This is a genomic window from Enterococcus sp. DIV1067f, from assembly GCF_050543505.1.
Lineage (GTDB): Bacteria > Bacillota > Bacilli > Lactobacillales > Enterococcaceae > Enterococcus_D > Enterococcus_D entomosocium.
Genome location: NZ_CP172940.1, coordinates 3,434,238 through 3,460,980 on the forward strand (window position 1 = coordinate 3,434,238; position 26,743 = coordinate 3,460,980).

Consider the following 26,743-nt stretch of genomic DNA (forward strand, 5'->3'; position numbering starts at 1 on the left):
TAAAAATCTTCACTGCAATTATGGTATCTAAAAAGAGTGCTCAAAAAATAGTTATTTTCTGAACACTCTTTTAAATAGATTCCTCAACACCTTGATGATTTAATCATTTGGATATTATTAACAAATAAACCACATAATTTGCTGCACTTTTCAACGCACCCCACCATATTCTTCATATAATTTAGTCATCATCCATTGTATCTAACTCTTGGTCTGACTTTAATCTCTCACATATTAGGCTGCAGTTTCATTGGTAAATTCAATGATTAAAGAATGATGATAACATTTTAGACTATATTATGCTATTTAGCAGTTCACCCATAGTGGCTACAATATACATTTCCTCTGTTTCAAAAATAATATTGTTTTTACTAGAATAAACATTATATATCTCGTGTCCTACTTTTTCACTAATATCTATTTTTTTAATACAGCACATAGTTTTATCAAATAAGTAGATGGAATCTTCTGCAAAAACACAAATATAATCATTAAATTGTCGAAGTTCAAATATAGTAGCGTCACACCCAATTTCTTTTACTTCAGTTAAATGGCTATACAAATTACATTTAATCATTATTTGTGTTTCTACATCAGTATATGCGATTAAAAAGATATCACCATTAGCGGATATTGTAGATATAGCCCCTAGATCAATGAATGTCGAAGTTAAATGATGAGGGAGTACCGCATTAAATCTATTTAAATCTATATTGAATTCTACTAATCCATAGTGAGCCCAATCGTTTTCAGCGGATAGTATTCCTTCTTCATTATACGCAACTAATACTCCGCTTGGAGATGGCACTATATTTAGTATTCCATTTCCTAATACAGTAATAGAATTATTTATAAAGATAGCCTCTTCATCAACCATCGAAAAAAATAGATACCACTCATTTTTATACATCATAATCTCATGAATCTTAATTTCCTTTTGTTCGAACAGTTCATGCTCAAAAGTATGAATTATTTTATCTTCTTCAAAAATTTTAATAGTAGATTTTTCTTTTGAAAATATACATAAATTGTTTTCTGTGGGTGTAGTTAAGATTGTTAGGTTATCTTTTAATGGTAATTCTCTCATCATATGCACCTGCACTTTTTTTCGTCGTTGATGATAGCTCTAAGATCTGTGACCGTCCCGCGTTCTTTTAACTAATCGGAAAACATAAAGAAACTCAACAATCCATATTATAACAATTCGAGTAATTTTTATAGCAACGAAAAATCCTACCCAAGTAGTGATTGTTACCGGAATTTATCCATATGAATTAAATTTATTCAATGGATTACTATCCAAGTGGGCATACACATTATAGATTCTCTTAATCGATATTTAGTTAGATAAAAATTCCGTGAGTTAAGTAGGTCATAAAATAATTTTGTACGCCAAATTTTTTGAAGATACGTTAAATAAATTAGTTTTAAAATGAAATCTGTAACCTTTAAAATCTAAAGTAGGTTCATCTAGCAGATTATCGCTTCTAAATGAAAAATTATAATTAAAATCTATTACTCCTTGAAATTTGAGGACGACCTTTGAAGATGTTTCTAGAGAACTCAATAACAATAATAGACTTGCGTTTTCATACATATCACTTTCCATACCTTCTTCACTGGTTAACATACTAACACTAGCATATGATAGCGATCCATCTAAACTTAGTATCATATCCGAGTAAAACTCCATTTTTTCAACAAATGAATCATGAAAATTTCCATACTTTTCATTCAAATATCCTACTTCATCCGAATTATTTATATAACTCCACAATTCACATTATCTCCTTTTATTAAATTTCTTATTATATCTTGGGTACTTTTGGCCATTTACATTTCTATTGTTCCAGCTGTGCTTGTGTGGAACATGGGGATGACGTTTAGCATTACTGTGATTACTGTAATCGATATCAACACGCGGCTTCTTTTCTTTATCAAAAACATTGTTTTGTGTATTCTATCATTTTTTATAGAGATTTTTTTTTGTTATAGTTATAGTTTTTATTCTACATCCCTTAATGCCTTTATAAGGCCTCACGAGCTATAAGAAAGATTTGGTGTAGATTTTTTAATTTTATTAGAAGCTTAAATAATAACCTATACCTGTTCCGGACAACCTTGTTACATTTATATAAATCCTTATGCCAGCTACTATCGAAAAATGCCCATCAGGATCAAGAAAGTCAAACATTACAAGCTATATAATAAAGTGCCATTAAATACTACTTTTAGATTTCAATAGTATTTAATGGCACGCATATCCGTCATAACCCTAAGAATTGATTTTCGCATAATTAACTCTCTTCAATCTGTTTCATGAAAAAGAATATCATAATTCAAAATCATCATTTTTATGGGGTATATTAAAGTGAGAGGTATGCTTGATTCGATCTCAATCTAAATTTCAAAAAATTAATCAAATAGTGCGGTACGATCAAAAATACACTTAATTCCTAATCTTCATCTTTTCGATTTAAAAATACAATTTGTTCAATTGTAATATCCCCTGCTTTCTGTAGTTTATTGAAATCAGTCAAACTAATTGAAAAGTATTGGTCTGGTATATTTTCATTAAGATTTTCCTGCTCTCCTTTTTTTCTTTTAGCAGATAATAGTTGAAAATAAACATTTTTATCATCGATAAAATGAGCTACTGCTCTGAAAGCTGAAAGCTGAAGTCGCGGTACAACTCCTAAAAAATCCAATTTAGCTCTACTATCATTTCTTAAGTATTTGATGTCATCTTCTTGCACAACCGATTTCCATTTAAAAACTGCTTCAGAAATATTCTGAACTTCCGCTGATTTTACAACTTCAGGCTCACTTGACACATTAAATAAGATTCCACCTATCAAAGCAAGTGAGATCATACAAAGAACAGCGAATGTAATGATTTTTTTCAAATCTATAGTCCAAAAGCATTGAAGTGGTTTCCGCTTTATACAAAGAAAGTCGAAGAGAAATTACCCTCTTCGACTTTTCTACTTGGAATGAAATTGAAAGGTCATTCAAAACAGCATAATCCATTGGTTGAAAATTAGGCAAGTCCGTTTATTTTTCAAGCTTTGCAACACAACCTCAAAAACCTTGATCAGAATAGATACTTGTTAATTTTTTTAATTTCTTTTTTGTTATATATAATCCCGAAACAAATCTCTGTTGAAGATCTAGATTATTGATATTTGATACCCAAATAAAATCATAGTTATTCTGAAAATCTTCTATACTATTTTTTAACTTTTCAGACTTTATACTTAAAAGGAATATATCTTCAAAGACTGTGTCCATATATAGGAATCTATCAAAATTTTCAGAGAATATCATAAAAGGATACATTGTATCATTTGTATAATTCCCCAAGAAATTTTTTAACAATTTTTTATCGAAAAAACACTTCTTACTATATTTAAAGAAGTAATCATCATAATAAACATAAATATTTTCTTCAGTTTTAAAAATCAATTTTAATATCTTATTTATATCTGCAATTGAAATATTTGAATCACCAAAAAAATTATAAAATTTTTCTTGTTGGAAAAATTTTGAATACATATCTTTTTTTAGATTAAATAATTTATTAAGGTTTTCTCTTATATACTCATAATCTGTCATATTACCACCTACGGACTCTAATTTTAATAACTTTATTTTTACCCTTGGCATTTTTTATTCCGCTAAAATAGTCATAAGTGTGATCTCCTGACTTTGCCTTCCCTCTATAAACATATCTTTTATTACTTTTTGTATAATGTACTACTCGTTTCCCATTAGAATATGTTTTTGTTTGTTTGTAACCACTTTTCTTAAGTGCTTTACCAAAACTTCTCACAGATTTGTTAACTCTGATATTTTTAACACTAGAACCTCGTTTAGTTACGTTAGACCATCTTAGGTTGGAAGCTGATCGAGCAAACTTTAGACCTCTCCCGAGAACTTTGAAAGCACCACCAAAGGCCGCAGAAGTCGCTGCACTTTTCGCCGCTGCCCAGCCAGCTTTCTTCCATGATTTTGTTTTTTTATAAGTCTTATATGCATCATAAGCCGCAAACCCAGCACCAACCGCAAACCAAACCCAATGCCCATCAGGGTCAACATTCATCACCGGATTATTGTCCGCGTAAGTATATCCATTCATGGTCAATGGATCATCTTCGTCCCCTGGATCAGGATCAAGAGAGGTAAAAACTCCATGAGCCGGATGATAATACCGTGCCATTAAATAATACTGTTGGATTTCAGCATCGTACGTATATCCGGCATAACCATAAGGATTGCTTTTCGCTAGTTCCGTTTTTGCTTCACTGGTTAGAACGTTTCCCCACGCATCGTAAGTGTAACTGGCTACTTGCTGGCCGTTTTCGTCCGTCAATGCAACCACATCACCATGCCCATTGTAATGATAGTATACCGTGTTTTTCCCACTCTTCATAGCTAAGCGAATATTATCATCAGAGTAGATATAATGACGTAAAACTTGCCCATTCGTATCTGTTTCATACAGCACATCAATACTATCACCATCATAATGGTAGTTCGTTATCTTTCCATTAACCTTCTTAGACAATCGTCGGTTGTCCTCGTCGTAAGTGTATGTGACAAATGGTTGGTTTTCTCCATTTTTCGTCACCCCTACCAAGCGATCCGCTTGATCCCAAGCGTAGTTATATTTTTCATCACTTAGACGATTCCCATTTGCATCATAGGTTAGTGCTTGACCATTGAAGCTAATCAACTGGTTTCCGGCATTAAAAGTTGCTTGATGAGTTGCGTTGTTGATAGTTACACTTGTTCGGTTCCCAAATCCATCGTAAGTGTAAGACCGTAATTCTCCGTTAGGTAAGACTTCTTTAGTCAATTGATTAGTGGAATCGTAACTGTATGTTGTCTTTTTCCCGTCTGTATGCACGATACTCGTCCGATTACTTGTCGCATCATATGCGTAACTCTCTTTTAACACTTGAATATGGTTTTTAGTTCCGATTGCTACTTCTGTAAGTTTATTCGTTTGATCATAACTAAAGTTTGACATAGAACCATTTCCTGCGGTGTAGAGCGTTTTATTTCCAAACTCGTCATAATCAAATCTATACTTGTTGTCGCCATCACTAACACTAGTGTTTTGATCCAACGCATTGTACTCATAGCTAACTTTGCTCGAATACGCTCCCTTATTTATGGTGACATCGGCTACTTTATCTGTCTTTCCTTTATTATCTTTTGTTGGCTTGTCTTTGTACTGATAACTGATGGTTCCCCCGCGCTCTTGAACCTTAGTGATTCGATTTGCATCGTCATATATTTTATCAGTTACTACTTGATTGAGATGATCTGTAACCTTAGTTTGATTCCCATTAGGATCATATTGAAAGCTATAAGCAGGAGTAGCCCCCCACAAAACTTTTGTTTGACGGTCTGCCGAATCATATTCATTCTTAATCTGATTACCGTTGGGCATGTTCACACCAATTTCATTCCCGCTGGCATCATATTCATAAGAAATCTTGCGACCTAATGGATCCTGATACAAGGTTGTTTTATCATCAGCATCGTAACTATACCCATGGCTTTGAGCTATGCCATTCGCAACAATCTCTCGTTTCGTTATATTCCCGTTATCATCATACGTATACTTCACTTCTGTCCCGTTCGCCAATCGAGTAACTACCAATTGATTGTCTTTATCGTATTGAAAATTCTTTTGCTGTCCTTTTTCATCTGTTTCACTTAAACGATTTCCAAATGTATCATAGGTAAAACTTGTTTTTCTAAGTTCTTCATCATATTGAGCAACCACATAATTTCCAGCAACATCGTACTCACTTTCAGTTAGCCTGCTCCCTTCCATGATACGAAGATTGTCAAAATACGCAGTACCAGTCATCTGATTTCGGAACATAAACAATAATTTGACTTCTTTGATTGGCTGTTTTGGTTGTACGGCAATAGCCGCACGGTTCCAATCTTGATTACCTGTCGGAAATTTCTCATGTCTTAATTCTTTCGATCCATCTTGATAGATAATATCTGCCCACAGTGAGTAGTCTTGATGGGCAGCACTTTTATCCCCGGCTTGCACATTTTTGGCTTTAGATAAAGCAGAAATAGTGATTGGTTCAGCTTTCTGTTGATTTAATGAGACGTATTGGGCAATATAGCCATTCCCTTCTGTTCCGCTTTTTCTTGTCATTTCAAATCCTTGTTCTCCAGAGAAAGCTTCATCTGATAACTGCAAGTTCGTTTTCGTTCCAGAAAGAGAGAAATGCTGAATTTCTTGTAACCCTGTTGCTTCCTCTAACCCACTATTTAGTACCGGGTTATATCCAGTATGTGTGCTGCCTTTTTCCAGCTGCACATTATCAAACCAGGCATCGCCGCTGCCAGCTTCATTAGCCAATTGCTCATTTTTCAAATAAATGCCGATACGTCGTGTCTCTTTTGTGGTAGTAAAAGTAACTTGTCTTCGAACCCAATCGCTATTGCCTTGGATTGCCGTTTCTCGGTTATTCCGCCACCCATCACCAGTTTGGTTATCTGATTTAATAAACCATACATCTAAAAAGGCTTGAGAAGCTTTCATATTAGCTGTTTTGATGTCTGCACTGAGCGTATACGTGGTATTTGGTTCGACATCAAATCGTTGGGCGATAGACGTACTGCTATGTGTTTTTCGATCATTATTTGCGGGTTCAGAATGGATCTTGATTGCATATTTCCCGCTTAGCGAACCAGGTGCTCGTTCTTTGGTATCAATACTCATCGATCCTTTGGCACGGGTTTTGTCTTGTGAAAGATACCATTCTTCTGTATTGCCGGATTCAAACCCACTATTTTTCACCATGTTTTCACCCGTTCCCAAAGAAGCACTCTCTTTCAAGATGTTCCCATAGCGATCATACATTGTGAACGAGGAAGTATTTGCATCATTTATCGTTTCTGATAATGCATCTGCTCCATCATATGCAGTAGTAGTTTTACGATTTTCTGTATCTGTTTCTGTAACAATATCGTTGTTCTTATTATATGCGTACGTCTCTGTACCATACGCATCTGTGAAGGTAAGAATGTTTCCTTCTCCATCGTAAGTATACGTTTCTGCTTGTCCTTTTGGATTGATTTCTTTCATTAAGTTATTGGACTCGTATTGATAGGAAGTGGTTAATTTTAATCCTTCGATATCTTCTATCGTCTTCTCTGGATTTCCTGCCTTTGAATAATAATAAGCGGTTTTTTTTCCTTTCTCATTAGTGACAGTAGTAACATGTTCAGTTGTATTATAAGCAATCTGCGTTTTCTTTTGTACCGGATCAATTATCTCTTTGATTTTATTGTCTTCATAAACATATTTAGTCTCTTGGGGATGTTCATCTGTATGTTTTGGCTCGTACAATGAAATTAGTTGCTTTTGCTCATTATAACCATAACCATAGGTTTTCCCTCGGGCCGTCTTTGATTCAATTAATTTCCCTTCGCTATCATAACGAAATGAGAGAGTCTTACTTTCTGGTAATTGGATGCTCTCTACCAAAGAGCCATCTTTCGAGTAGTTTAGAATAACCTCACGATTACTTGCATCTTTGATCTTTATCAGACGGTCTGCGGCATCGTAGGTGTAATTCGTGGTATTTTGATTCTTATCAATTTCTTTGACCAATTTTCCAGTTTTAGAGTAAATGGTCTTTGATTTATCTTCTTCTGTTTTCGTATAAGTTCCATCAGCTTCTTTTTTAATTTCAGAAAAAAGTCCAGGTGGTGCTTGATAAGCAGCTTCTTTTTTCTTAAAAACGTGTTGCTTATTATCCGCTTCCATCCAATAAATTTCATTTTTTTGTACATTATCAATCAGTCTTTCTTCAAAAGTTGAAGACCAACCTTTACCAAATATACCCATTTCTTGATTGAAACTATTAAATGTACGAGTTAAGCCAATCGAGATTCCACGACCTTCTAAGTTAAAATCTTCTTCCGTTACAAGCAAATTTCCATTTACTGCATTGATCTGACCACCACGAACTGGAATACTTGTCCAAAAATCAGTCATACCCAGCTTATCCGCCTGACTATCTGGTATGCTTGGCGTTGCTGCTGCAGAGTCATTACTTTTTACATGTTTATTGTCTTTACGATACCCTCTGACTCGAAACCAATAATTTGTCTTCGCCGCATATTGTGTTCCGGCATTCTTATACACTGGTCGTGGATCTTTGGCTAACTCGGAACCTTTACCATCGGTATGAAGTTGGTACTTTCCTACAGCAATTTCTTCGTTGGTTGGCCAAATACCTTTTCCTTGTGTTGTCCAAGTTAATGTATTTCCTACATCGAAAGTTTGATAATCTTTTCCGTTAAAAACTAATACTTCATAACTATCCGCCAAAGGAACCTCTTCCCAACTTAACTGAACATAACCACTATTTTCTTCAGTTAAATTACTATAGGCTTTTGCAATGGGGCCTTTGGGTGCTCCTATTGGAAGATAGGTACGTACATAATCAGATTGAGGACTAATACCTCCAGGGTAGACTGCAGCAATTCTCACATCATATCCTGATATTCCTTTTAGACTATTTGCAGCTCCTTCTGCATCTACGTTTTCATAAAATTCTCTCGGATCAAGAGCTAAATCAGTCCCTTTTCCATCTGTGTGGTAGCGAGAAATCCCTTCCGCAATTTCTTTATCAGTGGGAAAAATTCCTTTCCCTTTAGTTGAAAAAGAAGTGACATTACCAACAGGAAACGCTAAATTTTCTTTTCCACTTGATAAGATAATCTGATAACTTGTTGCACCGTTTATCTTTGGCCAACTTATTTCTAAATGTCCAGTTTTCTGATTATCATGTGCTATACCTTTGACAGTAGGCTTTACTGGTTTATTATATGCATAAGTAATCTCAAAATATGGAATATTCGTACTATTTTCTTCTGCAACTACTTGTTTCCAATGATCATCTTGATTCTTAGTAGTTAAGCTGATCCCATAATTAACTCGCTTTCCAGTTGACCATTCTTGAACAAGTGTTGTGACATCAAAAGTAGCCCACTGAGCTTTTTTTACATTTGTTTTAGTTATATAAGTGTGCGAAGGTTTGTTGTTCCAGGTAATTTTTTTTGGGTCCCAATTTTGATTAACAGCATTTAGAGACAGCTCATTAGATAAGTTATCATATGAATGCCAAACATTATATACTTTAAACTGCGCTTTTTGAATGGTTGCTTGATTAATCTTACTCATATCTGTTTTAAAATAAGCTTGATTCGCTTGTGTATCTTGATATTTTCCTACCCACAAAGTGTGTGCTTTTAGTTGTGGGCGCCATAAACTTGCTCCGCTATAGTTTGTACCTCCATTCGCTTGTCTAGCATTGGCATCTTGCAGCTTGTTATAAGTAATACTTGGATCAATATAAATGGGAAATACTCGTTCCGTGGACTGAATCCAATCACTATCTACTCGAAGTACAAGCTGATACAAGTTTTTTGTTAACGGAATCACTTCAAAATAATTACTTTCATTTGATATGCCTGACCCCAATTGCTCATCAAAATTTGAATCCGTCATTGTCGGCCGAGGAATCTCATAAATAAATTTGTTGTCTTTCGTTCGAAATGTTACTTCTCCAGTATCCTCTACCTTTGGATTTAGTGATGTTTCGATTTCAAAATAATAACTATGGTAATCGTTTACACTATGGATGATTAAATCTTCTTTTACTGACTGATTAAACACCATTTGACGAAAATCAATTTCTGGCAAAACATTTTTGTAAAGAGCTTCGTTTTCAGAAATTTCAACATCCCGATCTTCTGTGACGATTGATACTTCTTCACCATATATTTTTTCTTGTTTTTCTTCCTGATCATTTATTGTTTCTTGCGTATGCATCTGGCTGTTTGCTGCTGAGCTATCTTCAATTACCTCTCCTGAAGAATCTGCTATTAATTGATTCTTTTCACTCGTTTGTTCTTTACTTTCTTTGGCTACTCCTGAAGCGCCTTTAAATGAAAAGGAGATCTTCTCGCTCCCGTCTCCTACAATCTGATACAATCCTTTTTCCATTTTTGGAAGAAACGTTGTTGGTATTGTCACATTATCTGGTTGAATAACCCCATCTTCTATTATTAGATTGGTCTGTACCTCCTCTAACTTTCCGCTGTTTTCAGCTTCTGTATAAATGGGTTCTTGATAGATTTTCTTTGTGAAAGTACCATCATGATTGTCTAAAACGACTTCATTTTCCGTTCTTTCCTCTATAATTTCTGTTGGCTCTTGAGGGCTAGCTACTTGTTCCTCAGAATCAACTAAATAAGGATATTCAGAGTCCATATATTTTGAATCTATTTCCCCGATACTTTCAGCAACAGCTATTGTAGATGGTATCACAATAGCCGTCAATAGAATGATGACGCTACCAACGATCCCTTTTCTAAAATAATTCTTCTTTCCCTGCACTATTCTCTCTCCCTAAACATTATCCTTCTAAATTGAGTGTTAAGCCAGAAGGTCAATTAAATATAATTTAATTGCATATAAATTGTCAATACATTTTTTAACAATGTAAATACAAGACTTTCTACTACGAAAATTGATTATAATAGCATGCTCGAAGAAAGTTTAGTGCTAGTTAGAAAATAATAGCTAAAATTATACTGCAAACAAGCGGATCTGTTTTTGAAGCAATTAAAGCTCTTGAAACGATAAATTATGTCTCCAGACTAAACGTTTGAAGAGTTCTTTAGGAAAAAAGGTCAAAAACTTTTAAGTTTCTGACCCTTTTTTATTCCCTGAATAGTCTACAAAATATGAAATTTTCAACTATTCTTATTTATGGCATTTTTTCTTTCAATTATAAGATTGGAAAAGTATTCGGTTTGCTTTTTGGTCTTTAAAGAGTTTACTGCATGATTAACTAATTTTTCTACAGCCACTTCCCCATACTCTTCTTTTATAAAATTTATAAAAGGAATACTAGGCCTGTAAGCCCGTGCTAATACGTTCTGAGAATATTTAATCTCTTCTACTTTTAAATACCCTTTATTTAATAAGCTTCTTATCACAGCAGCAGTCGTATTTTTGTTTAGTTCTGGAAGTCTTTCTAATAGTTCGTGTTTAGTTAAAGCCTGATTGAATTCATAAAAATAGTAAAGAATTTGATATTCTGATTTGCTTAATTCTAACATGATAGCCCCTTAACTTTTTTTCGATTATTCTCTATTTGTAAAATATAAAAACGACCACTAGCCAATACACATATTTGATAATATCTATTATAATCCATTGTACCTTGCCATTAGTTGCTTGGGTAGAAAAAAACAACTTATACATATGAAGTTAATGACACTGCTGCTGATAAAGATCACTATAGCCAAACAGTTAAGATTACAACGATTAAAAGTGTATATAGAGCTAACATTTATAACCACGCCTACCACTTTTTCATTATAAAAAAACTTTATGTATAATACGATTGCTGAAGCAAGCTATCATCAAATTAACGCTTAAAAAACATTGAATTTGGTAGAGATGAGTAGACTCTATCAAATAGATTTTCTGAAACAGTTGAAAAGAAATTATATTATTTTAAGTATTAAAAGCATATCGTTTTCTACGAATATTTAAATAACTAAGAAGACGATATGCTATTTGAATGACTATACAAAACAATAAGATTAATTTTCTATTTGAGTTTTAAATTCTATGTTCTCTAATTTATTATCCTTTATTCTATAAACTTTATCGCAGAGTTTATTTATATCTTCTTTATTATGACTAGCTATTAATATAGTAGCTCCTTTAGTAGCTATTTTCTTAAATAAAGAACGCATTTTTTCAACACTTTCCTCATCTAAAGCATTCATAGGTTCATCCAATAAAATTACTTCTTGTTTTTCCATAATTGCTTGAGCAATCCCAAGTTTTTTCTTCATTCCTAAAGAGTAATGTTTAACTTTTTCATCTTTTCTATCGATTAGTCCTACTTCTTTTAGTACTTCAAATATATCTGCATCTGATATCTCATTTTTAATACTAGAAAGTAATTTAAGATTTTCAAATCCCGTAATATCTTCTAAAAAAGGTGGTTCCTCTATAAGTACCCCTAATTTATCAGGTAGTGCATTATTTCTCGTTATATTAATACCATTCACAGATATATTTCCTTTATCTGGAATAATAAATCCAGAAATAAGTTTAAATAATACACTTTTTCCAGATCCATTTTCACCAACGATACCAATTATCTCTTTAGCTTGACACTGGAAATATAAATCTTCGAAAATGATATGCTTCTTAAATTTCATACTCACATTGTCTAATTGTATTACACTTTCTATAGTTTTCACTAATATCACTCCACTCCTAATTTCTTCAGATTAAACAAATTTAGATATCCTATGATTAAATTTTGTATACTAAACCATAAAAGATTTGGCACTAATGATTCTTTTTCCAATAAGAATAAATTAGTTCTGTAAACAGTTAAAATTCCTGTGTTAAGAAATAAAAAATGATTTTTTCCAAAAATGAAAAATGAATATATATAAATTATCAGTAGAAAAACAATGATTCCAAACGCTAATGTCTCTTTTCTTAACTGAGCTTTAACCAGAATAAAAATGTTTATAAGACTAAAACTAGTAAGCATATTTAATAGGCAAAATAGCATTGTTTCTTTTGAAATTAATAAGAAAAAAATTTCGGATAGGCTGCTATTGAAAAGCGTAAAAGCAGATAAATAAACCACAAGAATAGTAACTGCTATTCCCCAATATAGTACGGATAGAATTAAAGAAAAGAAAATAGAGTTATAATACAAATTACATCGACTCTTAAGTCTGATAATGGCTAGATACAAATAGGAATTGTTACTAAAACTAGACGCTGCCGAAAATCCATAAACATAGGTTAGATGTAATACTAAAAATCTTATAATTGTTAAAAAAGAAAAATCTTGGTAGGGAATACCGTTAATGATTGACTTATAAATTAAATCTGGTTGATCACCGACATCTATTAATGTAGAAATATAAATAATTAAAATTAATATAATGCTTGATGCGATAAATTTTTTGCCATTTAATTGTGCGAAATAGATTCTTTGAAACCGTAAATTGCTATGCATTTTAATCTCCTAGTTTAGTATTTTTGTATAGTATATATAGAGATGAATAGTTAGCTACTAAAAGGGATAGCCAATACAAAAAACTTATAGAAATTGAAATAAACTGGCCATTTGCTCTTTCAAAATAAATCAAATAATGATTAATAGGCATCATAATTTTAATTAAGCTATTTGTAGGTGATTTAAAAAAGTACGCTTGCAGCCCAATCATTCCAAATATAATTAAAAAGCTAATTCCTTTCTTTTTTAGTAACACAAACAAAAAATTAAATAAATTCCCAATAGTCAATAAGTATAAAAAGAAAAATAGAAAGGCAAGCCCTGTTTGAAATACGGGAGAATAATTAGTATTTGGTATAGCTTGAAACGTATTTTTAAAAAAAGTAACTAATTCTGGACTCCAACTATTATTAAATCTCAACTCATAGATTCCTAATACTGAACTTATGAAGAAAATCCCAGCCATATAATAAAAAGTAACTTTCAAAACTAAATTGATATCTGAAATAAATAGAAATTTTCTATTAGGTATCCTACTAAGATAAAGATAATTATTAAGGTTAAATGAAAACTGCGAATTTATTATGATTAAATAAAGCAGTGGAAAAGCAAAAATTGTGGAATAAAGATTTTGAAAGTTATAAAGTAACCACATGAAAAAATTTCTAGTTGGTGTTTCCAAAAAAAATTGATAGTAAGAAAAACAAATTATTATTAATAATAAACTTACAAAGAATATAATATGACGATTATTTTTAGATAATCTTATAGCTTCTATTCTTCGAATCATATGTTTAAATTTCCTTTTGCGATTTTTTTATAGCCCACAAAGAAAGTCGATATAAGTAGGAATGCTAACTGCAAAGATACTAAATAGCCATTTGTGGCTGTATTTGAAGTTAAATCAAATGTTGTAACTGGTTCATATTTATCAAATCCCATAAAAGGGAAAATAAAAGATGGTAAAAAATATACGATTAAAGGAAAAAACACACATATATATCGATTTTTAAAGTAGAAAGAAGAAACTAAACCAATGTTGGCATATATAAATCCAAAAATACTGCTATTTACTATAATGACAACAGCATAAAACAATTGATTTTTTGAAAAAATGCTAGAAAATGCTCCTCCTATTACCCCTACATATGCATTAGAATAGTCAGGAAATATTAGTAAATTTATTATTAGTAACAATGTCAATGGGAAGAATAAAGATAGAAAACCAGATAAACCCACACTAATAAATTTTTTAAAGAAATAATCTTCTTTCGATTCTCTAACAAATATTGCTGTAGTCATATTATTCTGAAAATCATTTATAAAAGAATCGGCCATTGGTAAAGCCGCTAACAACGGAGCCAATAAAGGGAGTATTGAGGAAGTGCTTAAACTAAATCCAGAAAAGAAAATAGTTAAACCTTTCTCCATTTCGATAAGCAATATGTTACCAGCTATTCCTATTACAATACTCACAATTGATAAAACTATTGAAAAAACAAATAATTTTGATTTTAGCACTAACTTCAATTCGTAGTGTATATATTTCATTATTAAATCCCCTTTAGCAAAAAATCTGGCGCTATCATATATTTTAATTTACAAATTATTTTTCGTCTGGACTCCAACTTCCTTGAGCAGCAACTTTAACGGTAGTTGTTACAGGAGTTGCAATTCCAAGTGAAGTGTTGCTACCGTTATAAGAAGAACCGCCACCAGAGTAACTAAGTGTAATTCGGTCCCCAGACCCCATATTGTAAGATGGGGTTATATTTGAACTATCCTTTTTTAAACGAATAGAGGTATTGATTCTTTTATTACCACCTATTGCAGAGTTATTATGAACACCTTTCCCTGCAGACTCTTTCTTCAATGAACCAGTAACGATTGCGCCTTGTCTAGGAATCGTTACATCATAGGTTGAAATACTTCTTGCGAAAGAAGGAATTACAAAACCAAAGAAAGATGCGATTATACCAATTGTCAAAACTAGTCTAATTTTTTTCAAAATAATATTCTCCTTTTATTGATAGCGCCATAATTAACTTTATCATTTATATAAACCTATATCAATAATTTTTTAAATTATACAGTCTTTTGACAAACAAATTATAGCTTAAAAATAAAATTAGAAATATTAAATTATTGATTTTTCTTAAAATTATTCCAGTAAAGTTTCAATTTAATCCCACCGATTTATTGTCCAGCTGATACCATGCTTCACCACCACTAGACCATATATCTAATGGTTAAATATTGTATCTCTCACCTTATTTTTTTAAATCATAGAAGTATTAATCAGTAAACAAAATATAGATCTAAGCAATAATTCACTACTCCTCTCTGGATAATCTGCCATCAAATCACATTTTACTATTGATTTCTCATTGGACAAAATTAACCAACGAGCGAAGTTTTCCATCATTTGCAAGTGCTAATAATTTTACGATTTTCTTTTTGGCTTTTTCATCCATTGGATCTCACCTTTTGTCTGATTTTAGTTTACCACGTATTGGATAACGGTTTCACTGATAAGTGATAGCACTTCAATAAAATAGAAAATAAAGTGCAGTCACTTTCTAAGCTCAGGAATCTCAAATCCCGCTTTTTCTTGCTCAAGCAACATATCTAAAGCGATACACATTAATTTCGATTCACTTTTCTTGTACTTGGTGTTCAAGTGCTTCAGTCCCTGCTTCCTCTTTTCATTAAGCGTTACAGGAAGACGTGTGTTTCCTTTTGCAATGGTCATAACTCGCTCTCCTTCATTGAAACGATCAAAGATTTAATCAAAGACGCAGCGAGCGTGTAACCACACTCGCCGCAGCTTTGAACGGACTCTTTTCTACTGATTGTTTTTCATGACTTCCTTTGCTTCTTCTGTAAGGGGAAAGACTTTTGCAACAGCCATGCCACAAGGAATTGCCCCTACAGCTTCCTCACAAATGACACCAGCTTCTATCAGTACATCTTCAATGCCCGTATTTTCAGACCACCCTTTGATTGCGACGAAATCTTGTTTGATTCCGACACTCGTGTTCACCGTAGCCGTAGCAAGCAGCTCTTCTTCAGACTGACCTCTTCTTTTCTTAACCAGTTGAATCGCTACATTGTTATTATCTTCATAGTGATCAAATGTCACAATACATTTTTTCTTATTTAAAACGGCGTTCATAGTTTCTCCTCCTAAAGATAAGGAGTTACAAGGCAAAACCCTGATTATTCAGTGATTTCTTCTTTTAATTGATCCGCAAGTTTTGTAAGCTTTGCAGCGTTATCGAATCGCATTCTTTCTATAGAAGATTTCTTGTGCATCAAATCAGAGACAGTCATTGCTTTGACTTCGGATCTATTCTTGATTTCAGTGATCGAGTGACCGCTTTTAAATAGCAGCCATTCAATTTTTTCTTTATCTGCATACATATTTTTTCCTCCTGAAAGGAGTGTGACAATTAAAGCTTGCCACTACTCGCAATTATGGTATATTTTGAGTAGTAGCGTCCCGTGAAAGGATTTGTTACTGTGCATTTATTCTGTTCCCAGCAGAATAAATGCTTTTTTTGTTCCGTCTATTTTTAATAAAACCCCTCCTTAACCTAAATAAAATAACGGTATACCGTATATTTATTATATCACGGCATACCGTTATTTTCAAGAACTATCTATAATTTTTTACCTTTCGCTAAAGCGATCAAAAGCCGTCGTATCGTTTATTTCGAAGTGCTTTGCTATGAAATAAATGACTGATACAGTAACCGAATTTCCAGCTTGTTTGTACAGCTGACTATTCGAAGTTTCTTGATCGTATCTGCAGTTATAGTGATCAAGCCCGTTACTGATTATTTCTTCAGCAATCTGCCTACTACCGAATTTCGCTGACAAAAAGGTCCAATCAGGAAACAACTGCAGTCGCCAACATTCAAGTGGTGTTAGTTTCCGGATCTGAAAAACATCGGTTACTACGGCTTGCTGATCACTTGTAACGTGGGTATATTTGCTTGCTGATTTCCCACACGTCCCCAACGTTTTGTAGATTTAGGATAAACGAAATTGATACTATCGGCTGGTAGTACTGCAGTATAGCCTTTTTTCGTGGCTGCTTTCACCAGTATTTTGGGTTTGTGGCCGCCACCACTCATGGTGGTAAGTGTAGGGCATAGCCATCTACGGAATGGATCGCTGCAGCTGATCGATAGGAACCATCGATCGACCCTGCCACGATAATTCCGTGACGATCTTGTGTGGTTAAGATAAACATCGGTGTTTCATTTTCCTTCATTCTACGGCCGTTTTGGCGAATAGTGGCTTTATCTGGCATTAGGATCGGAATCGCAATTTTATTTCCTTCCCCTTTGTTTGTGGTGATCGTAGGACTAAGTCCTGAAGCATCATATACTTGGCCATTCATTCCTCCACCGCTTGGATTGACGTTGCCAACAACGATTTGTTTCGGTGTTTTGTAGTCCGTTGCGGTCAAAGTCCCCATCAGACCATCTGTATATTACGTTCTTTCTCGTGTAAATCGACTTAAATCATTCGCTGCATGTGACGCCAGCTAAATGGATCCTTCCTGATTTTTGATCAACTGATCCTTCTTCTCTTGTGATAGGAAAATCTTTTTGGTACCTGCTCCTCTAAGATGTCCGATAATAAATAAACGCTCTCTGTTTTGGGCGACAAACTCTTTGCTTTTAAACAGTTGCCATTCCACGTCATACCCCAATTCATCCAAGGTTCGGAGGATTGTCTCAAACGTAGCCCCTCGTTCATGGTTGAGAAGTCCTTTGACGTTTTCAAGGTATAAAAGCTTAGGTCGCAAGGTAGATGCTAAGCGTGCATTATCAAAAAAGAGAGTTGCTCTAGTATCTGAAAAACCCTTTCTTTTTCCAGCAAGGCTGAAAGCTTGGCACGGAAATCCTCCCGCGATAATGTTCACACGTCCGATTCCTCGAATAAATTCATCTGAAAATTTTGTGATATCATACATTTCTACCTCCTGTTTTGTGTCAGGAATTGATTGATAACTTTTTCTGGCATGGCCATCGATCTCACAATACCCAACACATCGGTAGCCAGCTTGTTCCATCCCTAAACGAAATCCTTCGATTCCTGAAAAAGATCTAAAAAGGTGCCTTTATTTTCTGTTGTACCATTTTCCATTGTTCACTCAGTTTCTTCATGCGCATGAAAGGTATTTCAAGTACCTGATGGATTAAGAATACCGAGAAAATGGATGGTTAAATTGCGGAAAAATGGTGGTACTTAGACCTTTTTAAAGAAAGAAAAGCGATCTTTTTTGCCCTCCACCTTCCAGCTGCTCCCCACCACTTAGGAGGACAAAAAATAGACGTGCAAAGCACGTCTGTAGCGTCAATGATTGATATCTTACTGAAATCTTGCTATAATTACTGTGTAAAGAGGAGTTGCGTCAACAACTCCCCTACAGCACCGTTTAAGACGGTGGCAAGTTTTATATTATTTTAGTAATCAGTCAACTCGCCAAAGTTTAGTGACTGGTTACTTTTTTTTTGTCGTTTTTTGCTGCAGTTAGGATGCCAAAGATAATCGTTGCGATTAAAGAACCGAAACTAATCATTAGCCCTAATGCTTCAGCTACAGACAAAAGGCTTCTCCTTTCTAAAGAGTTAGCACTTACTTTCATAAGCACCACCACCTTTCAAAAGATAGCCACCGTCACAAACTTTACTGTACTACTATTATACCAGAAACCCACGCTATAAACCGATAGTTATCAAGGTTTTTAGCGTTTTGTCATGCGATAAGAGCGGTCTAAGTAAAGGAATTTTTTTCTCGTTTCAGTGGTTAAAGGAACCATCCATTCGTCTTGTCCCGCATTGAAAGATCCCTTTTATTTCAACATCCGAAGAACACGCACCTGCACCATTTTTCTCTGACCTTACCTCAAGAAATCCCCACTCCTCCCCCTTCCTCCTCCCAAGACAGCTCATCCAAGATCCTAATCAACTTTTGAACCTCTTGATTCAACATCGCACTCTTTAAATAGGCATATTGAATATAAAAAATTTCCTTATCTTCAGGGACTAGCGGTATTTTCACTAAGCCTTCCATTTCTTGAAACACAGGAAATTCCGTCATCAAGGTAATGCCGATATTGGAACTGACCAGCTGGCCAATCGTCTGGACGTCTGAAAAATAAAAGGGGACTTCCGGCTTCTTCTTTGATTTCTCACTTAAATTCTGAAAGGCGCGCATGTGGGTATAGCCTTTTTCCAATAGGATAAAGGGATATTCGGCAGCTTCTTCAAATGAGATTTCCTTTTTCTTAGCTAATGGATTTTCTTTTGACACAAAAATAAAGAATTCTTGCTGATGCAATAATTTCACCTGCAGATTCGGGTGGACGAGGGGATTGACACTGCCCAGCAAGCTAAAATCGATTTTTCCTGACAATAGTTTTGAAAGCAATTCATTGGATCCCCCAGATACCAAGTGAAATTTCGAAATAAAGCGGATGATCTCTTTTTCATCTAAGAGTTTTGAAAAGACTTTGGAACGAATGATCGGTGGCAGGCCGATGTGGGTGCGGTTGTTTTTGGCATGGTCAATGGCTCTGTCTAAGGTCACAAATTCATCTAAGATATATTGCGCATGAGCCTTCAAAATTTCCCCTTCCGTGGTCAATGAGATGGAGCGATGTGAGGCTTCTCGCACGATCAAATCACAGCCATAATGCTCTTCCAAGCGTTTGACAGCGTAGCTGACGGTTGGTTGACTGACCGCAAATTTATGCGCTACTTGGGTAAAAGAAAGCATATCTGCCAAAGCGTTAAAGTATTCTAAATCTCGTATATTCATCGTCTGATTCCTCCCTTAACCGGTTTAAACTAGCAGCGGTTTTGTTATAAATAATTTTTATTATACCACCGATAGTTGACTATAATTCTGTCCGAGGATTAAAGTAGCTAATGGAAATGAACGAGTACTCAAAATATATCCATTGGAGGAACATAATGAAAGCACATGACATCTTAAATAACCCATTTTTGAACAAAGGAACCGCGTTTACACAAGAAGAACGAAAAGAACTAGGGCTGATCGGTTTATTGCCCCCACACGTGCAAACGATCGAAGAACAAGCAGAACAAGCTTATTTGCAATATGTCACCAAAGAATCAGACATTGAAAAACGTCACTTTTTAATGGAAATCTTTAATACCAATCGGACATTGTTCTACTATTTGTTCAACCAACATATCGTTGAATTCAATCCGATCGTCTACGATCCAACGATTGCCGATACCATTGAAAATTACAGCCGCCTATTTGTGGATCCTCAATATGCAGCGTACTTAGATATCAATCATCCAGAGAATATCGAAGAAACGTTGAAAAATGCCGCTGGCGATCGAGACATTCGCTTGATCGTAGCCACTGACGCTGAAGGGATTCTTGGGATTGGTGACTGGGGTGTCCAAGGTGTCGATATTTCTGTCGGTAAATTGATGATTTATACAGCAGCTGCTGGGATCGACCCTGCTTCTGTTTTACCAATCGTGATCGATGCCGGTACCAACCGTAAAGAATTGTTAGAGGATCATTTGTATCTAGGCAATCGTCAAGAACGTGTCTACGGTGATGCCTACTACCAATTCATCGATCAATTTGTTCAAACGGCAGAATCATTGTTCCCTAAACTTTACTTGCATTGGGAAGACTTTGGCCGTTCAAATGCTGCAACGATTTTGGACAAATACAAACAAACAATTCCAACTTTTAACGATGACATCCAAGGAACGGGAATCGTTGTACTTGGCGGTATCTTCGGTGCACTGGATATTACAGGTGAAAAATTAACGGATCAAGTCTACTTATGTTATGGCGGTGGTTCCGCTGGTGCCGGGATTGCCAGCCGTGTCCATGCCGAAATGGTCAGCGAAGGGCTTTCAGAAGAAGAAGCCTACAATCATTTCTTTATGGTTGACAAACAAGGGCTTTTGTTCGATGATATGTCCGATTTGACTCCTGCACAAAAACCATTTGCCAAAAAACGGGCTGACTTTGCCAATGCTGGCGATATGACGCAATTGATCAATGTCATTAAAGTCGCAAAACCAACGATTTTGGTCGGTACCTCAACCAATGCCGGTGCCTTTACCAAAGAAGTTGTGGAAGCGATGTGTGAAAACACTGCTCGTCCAGTGATTTTCCCTATCTCTAATCCAACCAAAAAATTAGAAGCAACGGCTGAACAAGTAATCGAATGGTCTGATGGAAAAGCCTTTGTGGCAACCGGTGTCCCTTCAGGAACGATCCAATACAAAGGAGTCGACTACCAAATCGGTCAAGCAAACAACGCCTTGATCTATCCTGGTCTAGGGTTAGGTATGTTGGCTTCAGAAGCCTCTCTCTTGACCGACGAAATGATTGGTGCCGCTGCTCACTCATTAAGTGGTTTGGTTGATTTGAGCCAACCCGGTGCACCTGTTCTCCCACCATTTGAATACGTTGCGGACGTTTCTATCAAAGTGGCTGAAGCAGTTGCCAATAAAGCCAAAGAACAAGGACTAGCCCAAGCGCAAGAAACCGATATGGCAAAAGCTGTCCAAAATCTTAAATGGTATCCAACATACTAGGAAGGTCTGAAAAATGAATAAATTAAAAACGATGACGATTTCGGGAATTAGTCTTCCCTTGTATCTCTTTTTCATGGTTGTCATATTCAGTGCGATTGCCTTAGACAAGTTGCCATTAAATATGGTCGGGATCACCATTTTACTGGTTGCCTTAGGACACCTGCTGTATTTCATTGGGGAAAAACTCCCGATCATGAATTCTTATCTTGGCGGTGGGTCAGTTTTTACCCTGCTTGGTGCCACCCTTTTGGCCTCCTTCCATCTCGTTCCCACGAAAGTCATTGACGCGGTCAGTGACTTCATGGGGGGCGGTTTTGGTTTTCTTGATTTCTATATTGCCGCTTTGATTTGCGGCTCGATTTTAGGTATGAACCGCAATTTGTTGGTGAAGGCTTCTACGAAATTCATTCCTGTTGCTTTGATCACCATGGTAGTAGGCTTTTTCTCCGTCGGCCTTGTCGGTATGCTGCTAGGCAATGGATTCGCTGATTCGGTGATGTATGTGTCTCTACCAATGATGTCTGGCGGGATGGGGGCGGGAATCACCCCACTTTCACAAATTTATGCTGATGGCTTGGCAAACGGCAATCAAGCCGCCATCTTTTCTCAATTAGCGCCAGCAGTTACTTTCGGGAATATTCTTGCCATTATTGGTGCTTTATTTATCGCAAAGGCCTTTGCTAAAACCAAATACAATGGCCATGGCACCCTGATCAATGCCACGAAAGAAGAATTAGAAAAACCAAAAATAACGCTTGATGCCCAACAAATCGGGGTCGGGATGCTGTTTTCCTTTTCACTGTTGGTTGTTGGTGCGATTTTAAGCGACTTTTTCCCTAAAATTCACGAGTATGCCTTTATGATCGTGATTGTCTTTATTCTGAAAGCCTTGAATATTGTCCCTAAGAAACTCGAAGATTCTGTGGTGATGTTCAACAATGTTGTAATGACGAATTTGACCCACGCGGTTTTGGCGGGGATTGGTTTGGCATTGATCGATCTGTCAACACTGGCCTCTGCCTTTACTTGGCAATTTGTCGTGCTTTGCCTAACCAGTGTCGTATCTATGGGGGCTGCCAGCTGGTTCTTCGGGATGGTATTAGGGATGTATCCCGTTGAAACCGCAATTGGCGCCGGTATGATCAACAACTCGATGGGGGGAACAGGTAATATCGCTGTATTGTCTGCCTCTGATAGAATGGAAATGATTGCTTTTGCCCAAATGGCCAACCGTTTATGCGGTGCGATCGTGCTGATTCTAGGTGGAATCTTGATCCGTTTCTTCTATTCTTGATCTAAAACAAAAAACAGGTGCTGCTACGCATGATGCATAGCAGCACCTGTTTTTGCATTCCTCAAACGAATTCGTCCAATTGGTTGCACGAATCGAACAAAGATTCAGCCATTCACTCATAAAAGAGCCAAAAAGAGCAGTGCCTCCGCACTGCTCTTGCTTTCCTGATTCATTCAAGTGTTACAGCTTCTTAAACAAGGTTGGTGCTTGATCAGGAGACCAAGTGGTGTCCCCGTAATTTGAGTGGGTGTTAATCACGACATAATTGCTGCCTTTATGGCTCACGATTTCACCACTTGTATACACTTCTGGTGCAGAGAATGTACCTAGTTTCCACACACGGTATTCTGACTCCCCGCCTCCAGGTGTTTCAGTTTCTTCTTTGGCATTGGTTTTCACGCTCAGCTGGTTACTGAAAGCGGATTGTTCGCCCGTTTTGCTGATTGCTTTGATTTGGTAATTGTAGGTTGTATCCGCTGCTAGATTCGTGTCTTCATAGGTTGTTCCTGTGGCCGTAGCAATTTTGACGCCATTGCGGTAAACATCATATCCAGCGATCCCATTTGTATGAGTCGATGCTTGCCACATTAAGGAAACGCTGCTGTCTGTCACGCTCATTTGATGCAGGTTGCCTGGTGTCGAAGGGGTTTCGACTTGATTGTCTGCTGAGGTAGTCACTTTCACTGCAGCACTTTTTTCTGAAACTAACGCAGTAAAGCCGATTGCTTCTACTTGATAGCTATAGGTTGTATTGGCTTTTAATTGTGTGTCGGTAAAAGTTGGCTCAGTAGTCGTTGCCACTAAGGCACCATCGCGATACACGTTGTATTCTTTCGCATCGGTTTGACCGTTCCATGCTAAAGCCACCGTGCTGCTAGTCACTCGTTCTGAGCGGACATTTGCTGGTGCTGCTGGTTTTTCGGGAATGACCGTTGAGCCGGAAACGTTGACGTCGATCACGTTATAAAAGGCATTTGGCGTATCTGCAACATCCCAGACCGCTAAAATGACATGGTAACCGAGACGATTTTCTGGAATGGTAATGGTATGGCTTGGGCTATTGCTGGCAGCCGAACCATCGTGATTCACAGTAGCGATCAATTCCAAGCTATCTCTTGAAAGTGGCGCGTTTTGATCCCAACCTGGTTTCGTGATATAGTAATGCCATTTTGTGGTCTTGTGAGGCGCTGTATAATGCCAATTGACCCGCAATGGTCCTTGATTGATGTCTTGTTTGGTCCAACGATTGGTTCCTTGTTCATCAAGAACAAAGTCCCCGATTTGTCCGAGTCCACCATCTGCCGAAGCGATGCGACCATCTACTGGTCCTGCTTCTGGAAAGCCTTTTTTAGTTTCCAATGATTGTGGGTTTGAAATGACATTGCCATATTTCTCAAACGCAGCGCTCCACCCTAACGTATTGCGATCCAAAGACCCTTGATAGCCCCGACTGACCGGTGATTCCACATAACCATGAGCAAATACTTGTTTCCCCGTGAAGAACAAGCTCCCTCCAAGTAAGATTGCCACCCCGACCGACCATTTTACCAATGCGTTTTTCATACTCTGCCTCCTAAAATTTTTTATCATCGAATAAACCAATCCTATCCGTTTATTCCTTGATTCCGATTCATTGAAAAGCAAACTCTACATTTAAAAATAGTTTATTTATATATGTATGATAAACGACTTAATCATTATAAGATTATAATGACTAGTTTTCCGTCCTTTCAGTTAGAAATACAAAAAAACTTGAAACGATTCTCCTCCTAATCACTTAAGAGGATTCGTTCCAAGTTTCTTTCTTTATAGACGATCTTTTTTAGGAAAAAACAGCCGCTTATTTCCCGTTTTCTTTCACATAGTCAGAGGATTGCGCGCCTGCTTGGCGACCAAAGACCATAATGTCGGCTACAGCATTGCCGCCGATTCGATTTTGTCCGTGGATACCGCCGGTCACTTCACCTGCTGCATACAAGCCAGTGATTGGTGTGCCATCTTCTTTCAACACTTGGGTCTTCGTATTGATCTTGACGCCGCCCATTGTATGGTGGATCCCAGGTGCGATTTGAATCGCATAGAATGGCCCTTCCGTCAAATCATAGTCCATCGCCGTTTCACGACCGAAATCTTTGTCGACTTTGTCTGCCACTGCTTGGTTCCATGTATCTAAAGTTTTCTTCAAGGTTGCTGGATCAACATCAATTTTTTCAGCTAACGCTTCGATGGTGTCAGCTTCTACCACTACACCTTGTTCTTTGTAGTAATCGACTTGTTTGGCTCTACCTGCTAACGCATTGTCAAAAATCAAGTAGGCATAGCTTTCTGGCAGATCCGTAATAGCAGCTGAAACATTGTCGCGGGTTTCTAATTCATTGTAGAAACGTTCCCCTTGTTGGTTCACCAAGATGGCGCCTTCTCCACGAACGGTTTCACTGATCAACATCCCTGTATCTTGAACCACTGTTGGATGGACTTGGATTTGATCCATATCAACCGTTGCGCCGCCTAATTCTTCGATCATCTTGATACCATCGCCTGTACTTCCTTCAGAAGTCGTGCTGACATAGCCTTTCAGATCTGGACGATATTTTTCGATCAGTTCTTTGTTGGAGCCAAAACCACCAGTAGTAACAACAACTGCATCACCAGCGATTTCTTTTTCTTCGCCATTGATTTTCACGTTGACGCCAGTGACTTTGCCGTCTGTTTCATTGATTTTTGTCACATCAGCATTTACAAATAAAGGAATTTCTTGCTCATGAATGTTTCTCAACAGGCCATCCACCAAATACGTACCGACTGCTGAACCGTCGTGAGGACGATGGATCCGTTTTACACTGGCACCGCCGCTGTAACTGATATTGTCTAAAGTGATCCCCATTGAATCCAACCAATCAATCGCTGAAGCAGAGTTGTCTACTAAATAATGTAGCAATTCTTGATCGTTGGTTCCTTTACCACCTTTAAGGGTATCTTCAAAAAATTGTTCATTCGAATCTTCAATGCCTTGGGCTTCTTGGAATTTGGTTTCTGATGCGTTCATTCCGCCAGAAGATTTCAAGGTATTTCCGCCTGCGATCGGCATTTTTTCTAAAATGACTGGATTCATTCCAGCATCTTTAGCCGACAAGGCTGCTGCCATCCCTGCACCGCCAGCACCAACGATGACGATATCATATTGATCTTTTAACTCTGCTGGATCGGTATACTCTTGTTGGGAAGCACCTGAAGTGACTTCACTTTCTGAAGAAGAGCTTGCCGCACTGCTGCTGGCTTTTGTTCCGCCATCGGCACCACATGCACTAAGCAACAATAATGAGGCTGTCCCAATCACCCATTTTGACCATCCACTTTTTTTCATTTGTTTCCCTCCGTTTTTCTTTTTGCCCTTTTCTCCTCACTGATCCCCGTCATATATGATGAGAAAAGAAGCATTTTTCTTGCGAACCCTGCTTAACTTGTTACTTTATTAACAATGGTAAACATCTTGCGATCGGACTATTTTTCTATTCTATAGCGATAAAAACATTGTTTAAGCAACATTTCAACAGAGTTCTATTTTATTTAACCATTGTAACAAAAAAAGAAACTAAGTGTCTCGTAATAATTTGTGTATATTTTAACTATTGATTCTCATCTTTTTCTAATTTTATCGGAAAAAGATACTATATTTTCCTCGCTACTTTCTGCTATTCAAAGCTGCCACAAAGGTC

20 protein-coding genes and 3 pseudogenes are annotated in these 26,743 nt (G+C 36.5%); 3 read left to right on the top strand and 20 right to left on the bottom strand.

What is annotated here, in order from left to right; translation table 11 throughout:
- Positions 1-292: 292 nt before the first annotated feature.
- The 3 genes from IGJ42_RS15935 to IGJ42_RS15945 all read right to left on the bottom strand — a co-directional run bounded on the left by IGJ42_RS15935 (position 293) and on the right by IGJ42_RS15945 (position 2,906).
- The gene (locus tag IGJ42_RS15935; protein WP_223347138.1) at positions 293-1,087 is read right to left on the bottom strand and encodes a SufE protein; all 795 of its coding nucleotides are present in this window, start codon (positions 1,085-1,087) and stop codon (positions 293-295) included.
- 285 nt (positions 1,088-1,372) lie between these two features.
- Positions 1,373-1,777, bottom strand: a complete 405-nt coding sequence (locus IGJ42_RS15940; protein ID WP_086332769.1) for a hypothetical protein — start codon at positions 1,775-1,777, stop codon at positions 1,373-1,375.
- Between the two features lie 679 nt (positions 1,778-2,456).
- Positions 2,457-2,906 carry a hypothetical protein gene (locus tag IGJ42_RS15945; protein ID WP_139843215.1) on the bottom strand — a complete coding sequence of 150 codons (450 nt, stop codon included), beginning with the start codon at positions 2,904-2,906 and terminating at the stop codon, positions 2,457-2,459.
- Positions 2,907-2,917: 11 nt separating this feature from the next.
- Here IGJ42_RS15945 and IGJ42_RS15950 point away from each other — a divergent pair.
- A pseudogene (locus IGJ42_RS15950) lies at positions 2,918-3,025 on the top strand (IS6 family transposase); the annotation flags it as partial.
- Between the two features lie 56 nt (positions 3,026-3,081).
- Here the strand turns inward: IGJ42_RS15950 and IGJ42_RS15955 are convergent.
- From IGJ42_RS15955 to IGJ42_RS16025, 15 genes and pseudogenes are all read right to left on the bottom strand, one after another.
- Positions 3,082-3,615, bottom strand: a complete 534-nt coding sequence (locus tag IGJ42_RS15955) for a hypothetical protein (RefSeq protein WP_086332771.1) — start codon at positions 3,613-3,615, stop codon at positions 3,082-3,084.
- Between the two features lies 1 nt (position 3,616).
- Positions 3,617-10,450 (bottom strand): DNRLRE domain-containing protein, encoded by a 6,834-nt coding sequence (locus tag IGJ42_RS15960; protein WP_429946873.1) that lies wholly within the window; start codon positions 10,448-10,450, stop codon positions 3,617-3,619.
- A gap of 359 nt (positions 10,451-10,809) precedes the next feature.
- Positions 10,810-11,178, bottom strand: a complete 369-nt coding sequence (locus IGJ42_RS15965; RefSeq protein WP_005233113.1) for a BlaI/MecI/CopY family transcriptional regulator — start codon at positions 11,176-11,178, stop codon at positions 10,810-10,812.
- A 489-nt stretch (positions 11,179-11,667) separates the two neighbouring features.
- Positions 11,668-12,330 carry an ABC transporter ATP-binding protein gene (locus IGJ42_RS15970; RefSeq protein WP_172634725.1) on the bottom strand — a complete coding sequence of 221 codons (663 nt, stop codon included), beginning with the start codon at positions 12,328-12,330 and terminating at the stop codon, positions 11,668-11,670.
- 14 nt (positions 12,331-12,344) lie between these two features.
- Entirely contained in the window at positions 12,345-13,118 is a 774-nt protein-coding gene (locus IGJ42_RS15975) for a hypothetical protein (RefSeq protein ID WP_005233111.1), read from the bottom strand.
- A gap of 1 nt (position 13,119) precedes the next feature.
- Entirely contained in the window at positions 13,120-13,908 is a 789-nt protein-coding gene (locus IGJ42_RS15980; RefSeq protein WP_429946874.1) for a hypothetical protein, read from the bottom strand.
- Complete coding sequence (locus tag IGJ42_RS15985) at positions 13,905-14,669, bottom strand: hypothetical protein (protein ID WP_005233108.1); 765 nt, start codon at positions 14,667-14,669, stop codon at positions 13,905-13,907. The genes IGJ42_RS15980 and IGJ42_RS15985 overlap by 4 nt, the downstream gene beginning before the upstream one ends.
- A gap of 55 nt (positions 14,670-14,724) precedes the next feature.
- Positions 14,725-15,126: a hypothetical protein gene (locus tag IGJ42_RS15990; protein WP_005233107.1), complete on the bottom strand. Its 402-nt coding sequence runs from the start codon at positions 15,124-15,126 to the stop codon at positions 14,725-14,727.
- A gap of 564 nt (positions 15,127-15,690) precedes the next feature.
- A complete protein-coding gene (locus tag IGJ42_RS15995; RefSeq protein ID WP_005233106.1) occupies positions 15,691-15,870 on the bottom strand; it encodes a hypothetical protein in 180 nt (59 codons plus the stop codon).
- A gap of 93 nt (positions 15,871-15,963) precedes the next feature.
- The gene (locus IGJ42_RS16000; RefSeq protein WP_005233105.1) at positions 15,964-16,293 is read right to left on the bottom strand and encodes a hypothetical protein; all 330 of its coding nucleotides are present in this window, start codon (positions 16,291-16,293) and stop codon (positions 15,964-15,966) included.
- 44 nt (positions 16,294-16,337) lie between these two features.
- A complete protein-coding gene (locus IGJ42_RS16005; protein WP_005233104.1) occupies positions 16,338-16,541 on the bottom strand; it encodes a hypothetical protein in 204 nt (67 codons plus the stop codon).
- A 249-nt stretch (positions 16,542-16,790) separates the two neighbouring features.
- Positions 16,791-17,571 (bottom strand): annotated as a pseudogene (locus tag IGJ42_RS16010) (DNA cytosine methyltransferase); the annotation flags it as partial.
- Positions 17,572-17,691: 120 nt separating this feature from the next.
- Positions 17,692-18,204 (bottom strand): annotated as a pseudogene (locus IGJ42_RS16015) (DNA cytosine methyltransferase); the annotation flags it as partial.
- Positions 18,205-18,624: 420 nt separating this feature from the next.
- Positions 18,625-18,780, bottom strand: coding sequence for a putative holin-like toxin (locus IGJ42_RS16020; RefSeq protein ID WP_429946875.1), 156 nt, complete (start codon positions 18,778-18,780; stop codon positions 18,625-18,627).
- A gap of 260 nt (positions 18,781-19,040) precedes the next feature.
- Positions 19,041-19,955: a LysR family transcriptional regulator gene (locus IGJ42_RS16025; RefSeq protein WP_430615797.1), complete on the bottom strand. Its 915-nt coding sequence runs from the start codon at positions 19,953-19,955 to the stop codon at positions 19,041-19,043.
- 116 nt (positions 19,956-20,071) lie between these two features.
- Here IGJ42_RS16025 and IGJ42_RS16030 point away from each other — a divergent pair, with 116 nt between their 5' ends.
- Both IGJ42_RS16030 and IGJ42_RS16035 read left to right on the top strand, forming a co-directional pair.
- Positions 20,072-21,733 carry a malolactic enzyme gene (locus IGJ42_RS16030; protein ID WP_276525021.1) on the top strand — a complete coding sequence of 554 codons (1,662 nt, stop codon included), beginning with the start codon at positions 20,072-20,074 and terminating at the stop codon, positions 21,731-21,733.
- Positions 21,734-21,746: 13 nt separating this feature from the next.
- Positions 21,747-23,027: a 2-hydroxycarboxylate transporter family protein gene (locus IGJ42_RS16035; RefSeq protein ID WP_005230514.1), complete on the top strand. Its 1,281-nt coding sequence runs from the start codon at positions 21,747-21,749 to the stop codon at positions 23,025-23,027.
- A gap of 180 nt (positions 23,028-23,207) precedes the next feature.
- On the opposite strand, the gene IGJ42_RS16040 is transcribed toward IGJ42_RS16035, so the two are convergent.
- Both IGJ42_RS16040 and IGJ42_RS16045 read right to left on the bottom strand, forming a co-directional pair.
- Entirely contained in the window at positions 23,208-24,590 is a 1,383-nt protein-coding gene (locus IGJ42_RS16040; protein ID WP_429946876.1) for a lytic polysaccharide monooxygenase, read from the bottom strand.
- A 277-nt stretch (positions 24,591-24,867) separates the two neighbouring features.
- Positions 24,868-26,391, bottom strand: a complete 1,524-nt coding sequence (locus IGJ42_RS16045; RefSeq protein ID WP_429946877.1) for a flavocytochrome c — start codon at positions 26,389-26,391, stop codon at positions 24,868-24,870.
- Positions 26,392-26,743 lie beyond the last annotated feature (352 nt).

Coding starts and splice junctions, on each gene's coding strand:
- IGJ42_RS15935 (WP_223347138.1), bottom strand. CDS start 1,087: ATGAGAGAATTACCATTAAAAGATAACCTAACAATCTTAACTACACCC.
- IGJ42_RS15955 (WP_086332771.1), bottom strand. CDS start 3,615: ATGACAGATTATGAGTATATAAGAGAAAACCTTAATAAATTATTTAAT.
- IGJ42_RS15965 (WP_005233113.1), bottom strand. CDS start 11,178: ATGTTAGAATTAAGCAAATCAGAATATCAAATTCTTTACTATTTTTAT.
- IGJ42_RS15975 (WP_005233111.1), bottom strand. CDS start 13,118: ATGCATAGCAATTTACGGTTTCAAAGAATCTATTTCGCACAATTAAAT.
- IGJ42_RS15980 (WP_429946874.1), bottom strand. CDS start 13,908: ATGATTCGAAGAATAGAAGCTATAAGATTATCTAAAAATAATCGTCAT.
- IGJ42_RS15985 (WP_005233108.1), bottom strand. CDS start 14,669: ATGAAATATATACACTACGAATTGAAGTTAGTGCTAAAATCAAAATTA.
- IGJ42_RS15995 (WP_005233106.1), bottom strand. CDS start 15,870: ATGACCATTGCAAAAGGAAACACACGTCTTCCTGTAACGCTTAATGAA.
- IGJ42_RS16000 (WP_005233105.1), bottom strand. CDS start 16,293: ATGAACGCCGTTTTAAATAAGAAAAAATGTATTGTGACATTTGATCAC.
- IGJ42_RS16005 (WP_005233104.1), bottom strand. CDS start 16,541: ATGTATGCAGATAAAGAAAAAATTGAATGGCTGCTATTTAAAAGCGGT.
- IGJ42_RS16020 (WP_429946875.1), bottom strand. CDS start 18,780: ATGAAAGTAAGTGCTAACTCTTTAGAAAGGAGAAGCCTTTTGTCTGTA.
- IGJ42_RS16025 (WP_430615797.1), bottom strand. CDS start 19,955: ATGAATATACGAGATTTAGAATACTTTAACGCTTTGGCAGATATGCTT.
- IGJ42_RS16030 (WP_276525021.1), top strand. CDS start 20,072: ATGAACGAGTACTCAAAATATATCCATTGGAGGAACATAATGAAAGCA.
- IGJ42_RS16035 (WP_005230514.1), top strand. CDS start 21,747: ATGAATAAATTAAAAACGATGACGATTTCGGGAATTAGTCTTCCCTTG.
- IGJ42_RS16040 (WP_429946876.1), bottom strand. CDS start 24,590: ATGAAAAACGCATTGGTAAAATGGTCGGTCGGGGTGGCAATCTTACTT.
- IGJ42_RS16045 (WP_429946877.1), bottom strand. CDS start 26,391: ATGAAAAAAAGTGGATGGTCAAAATGGGTGATTGGGACAGCCTCATTA.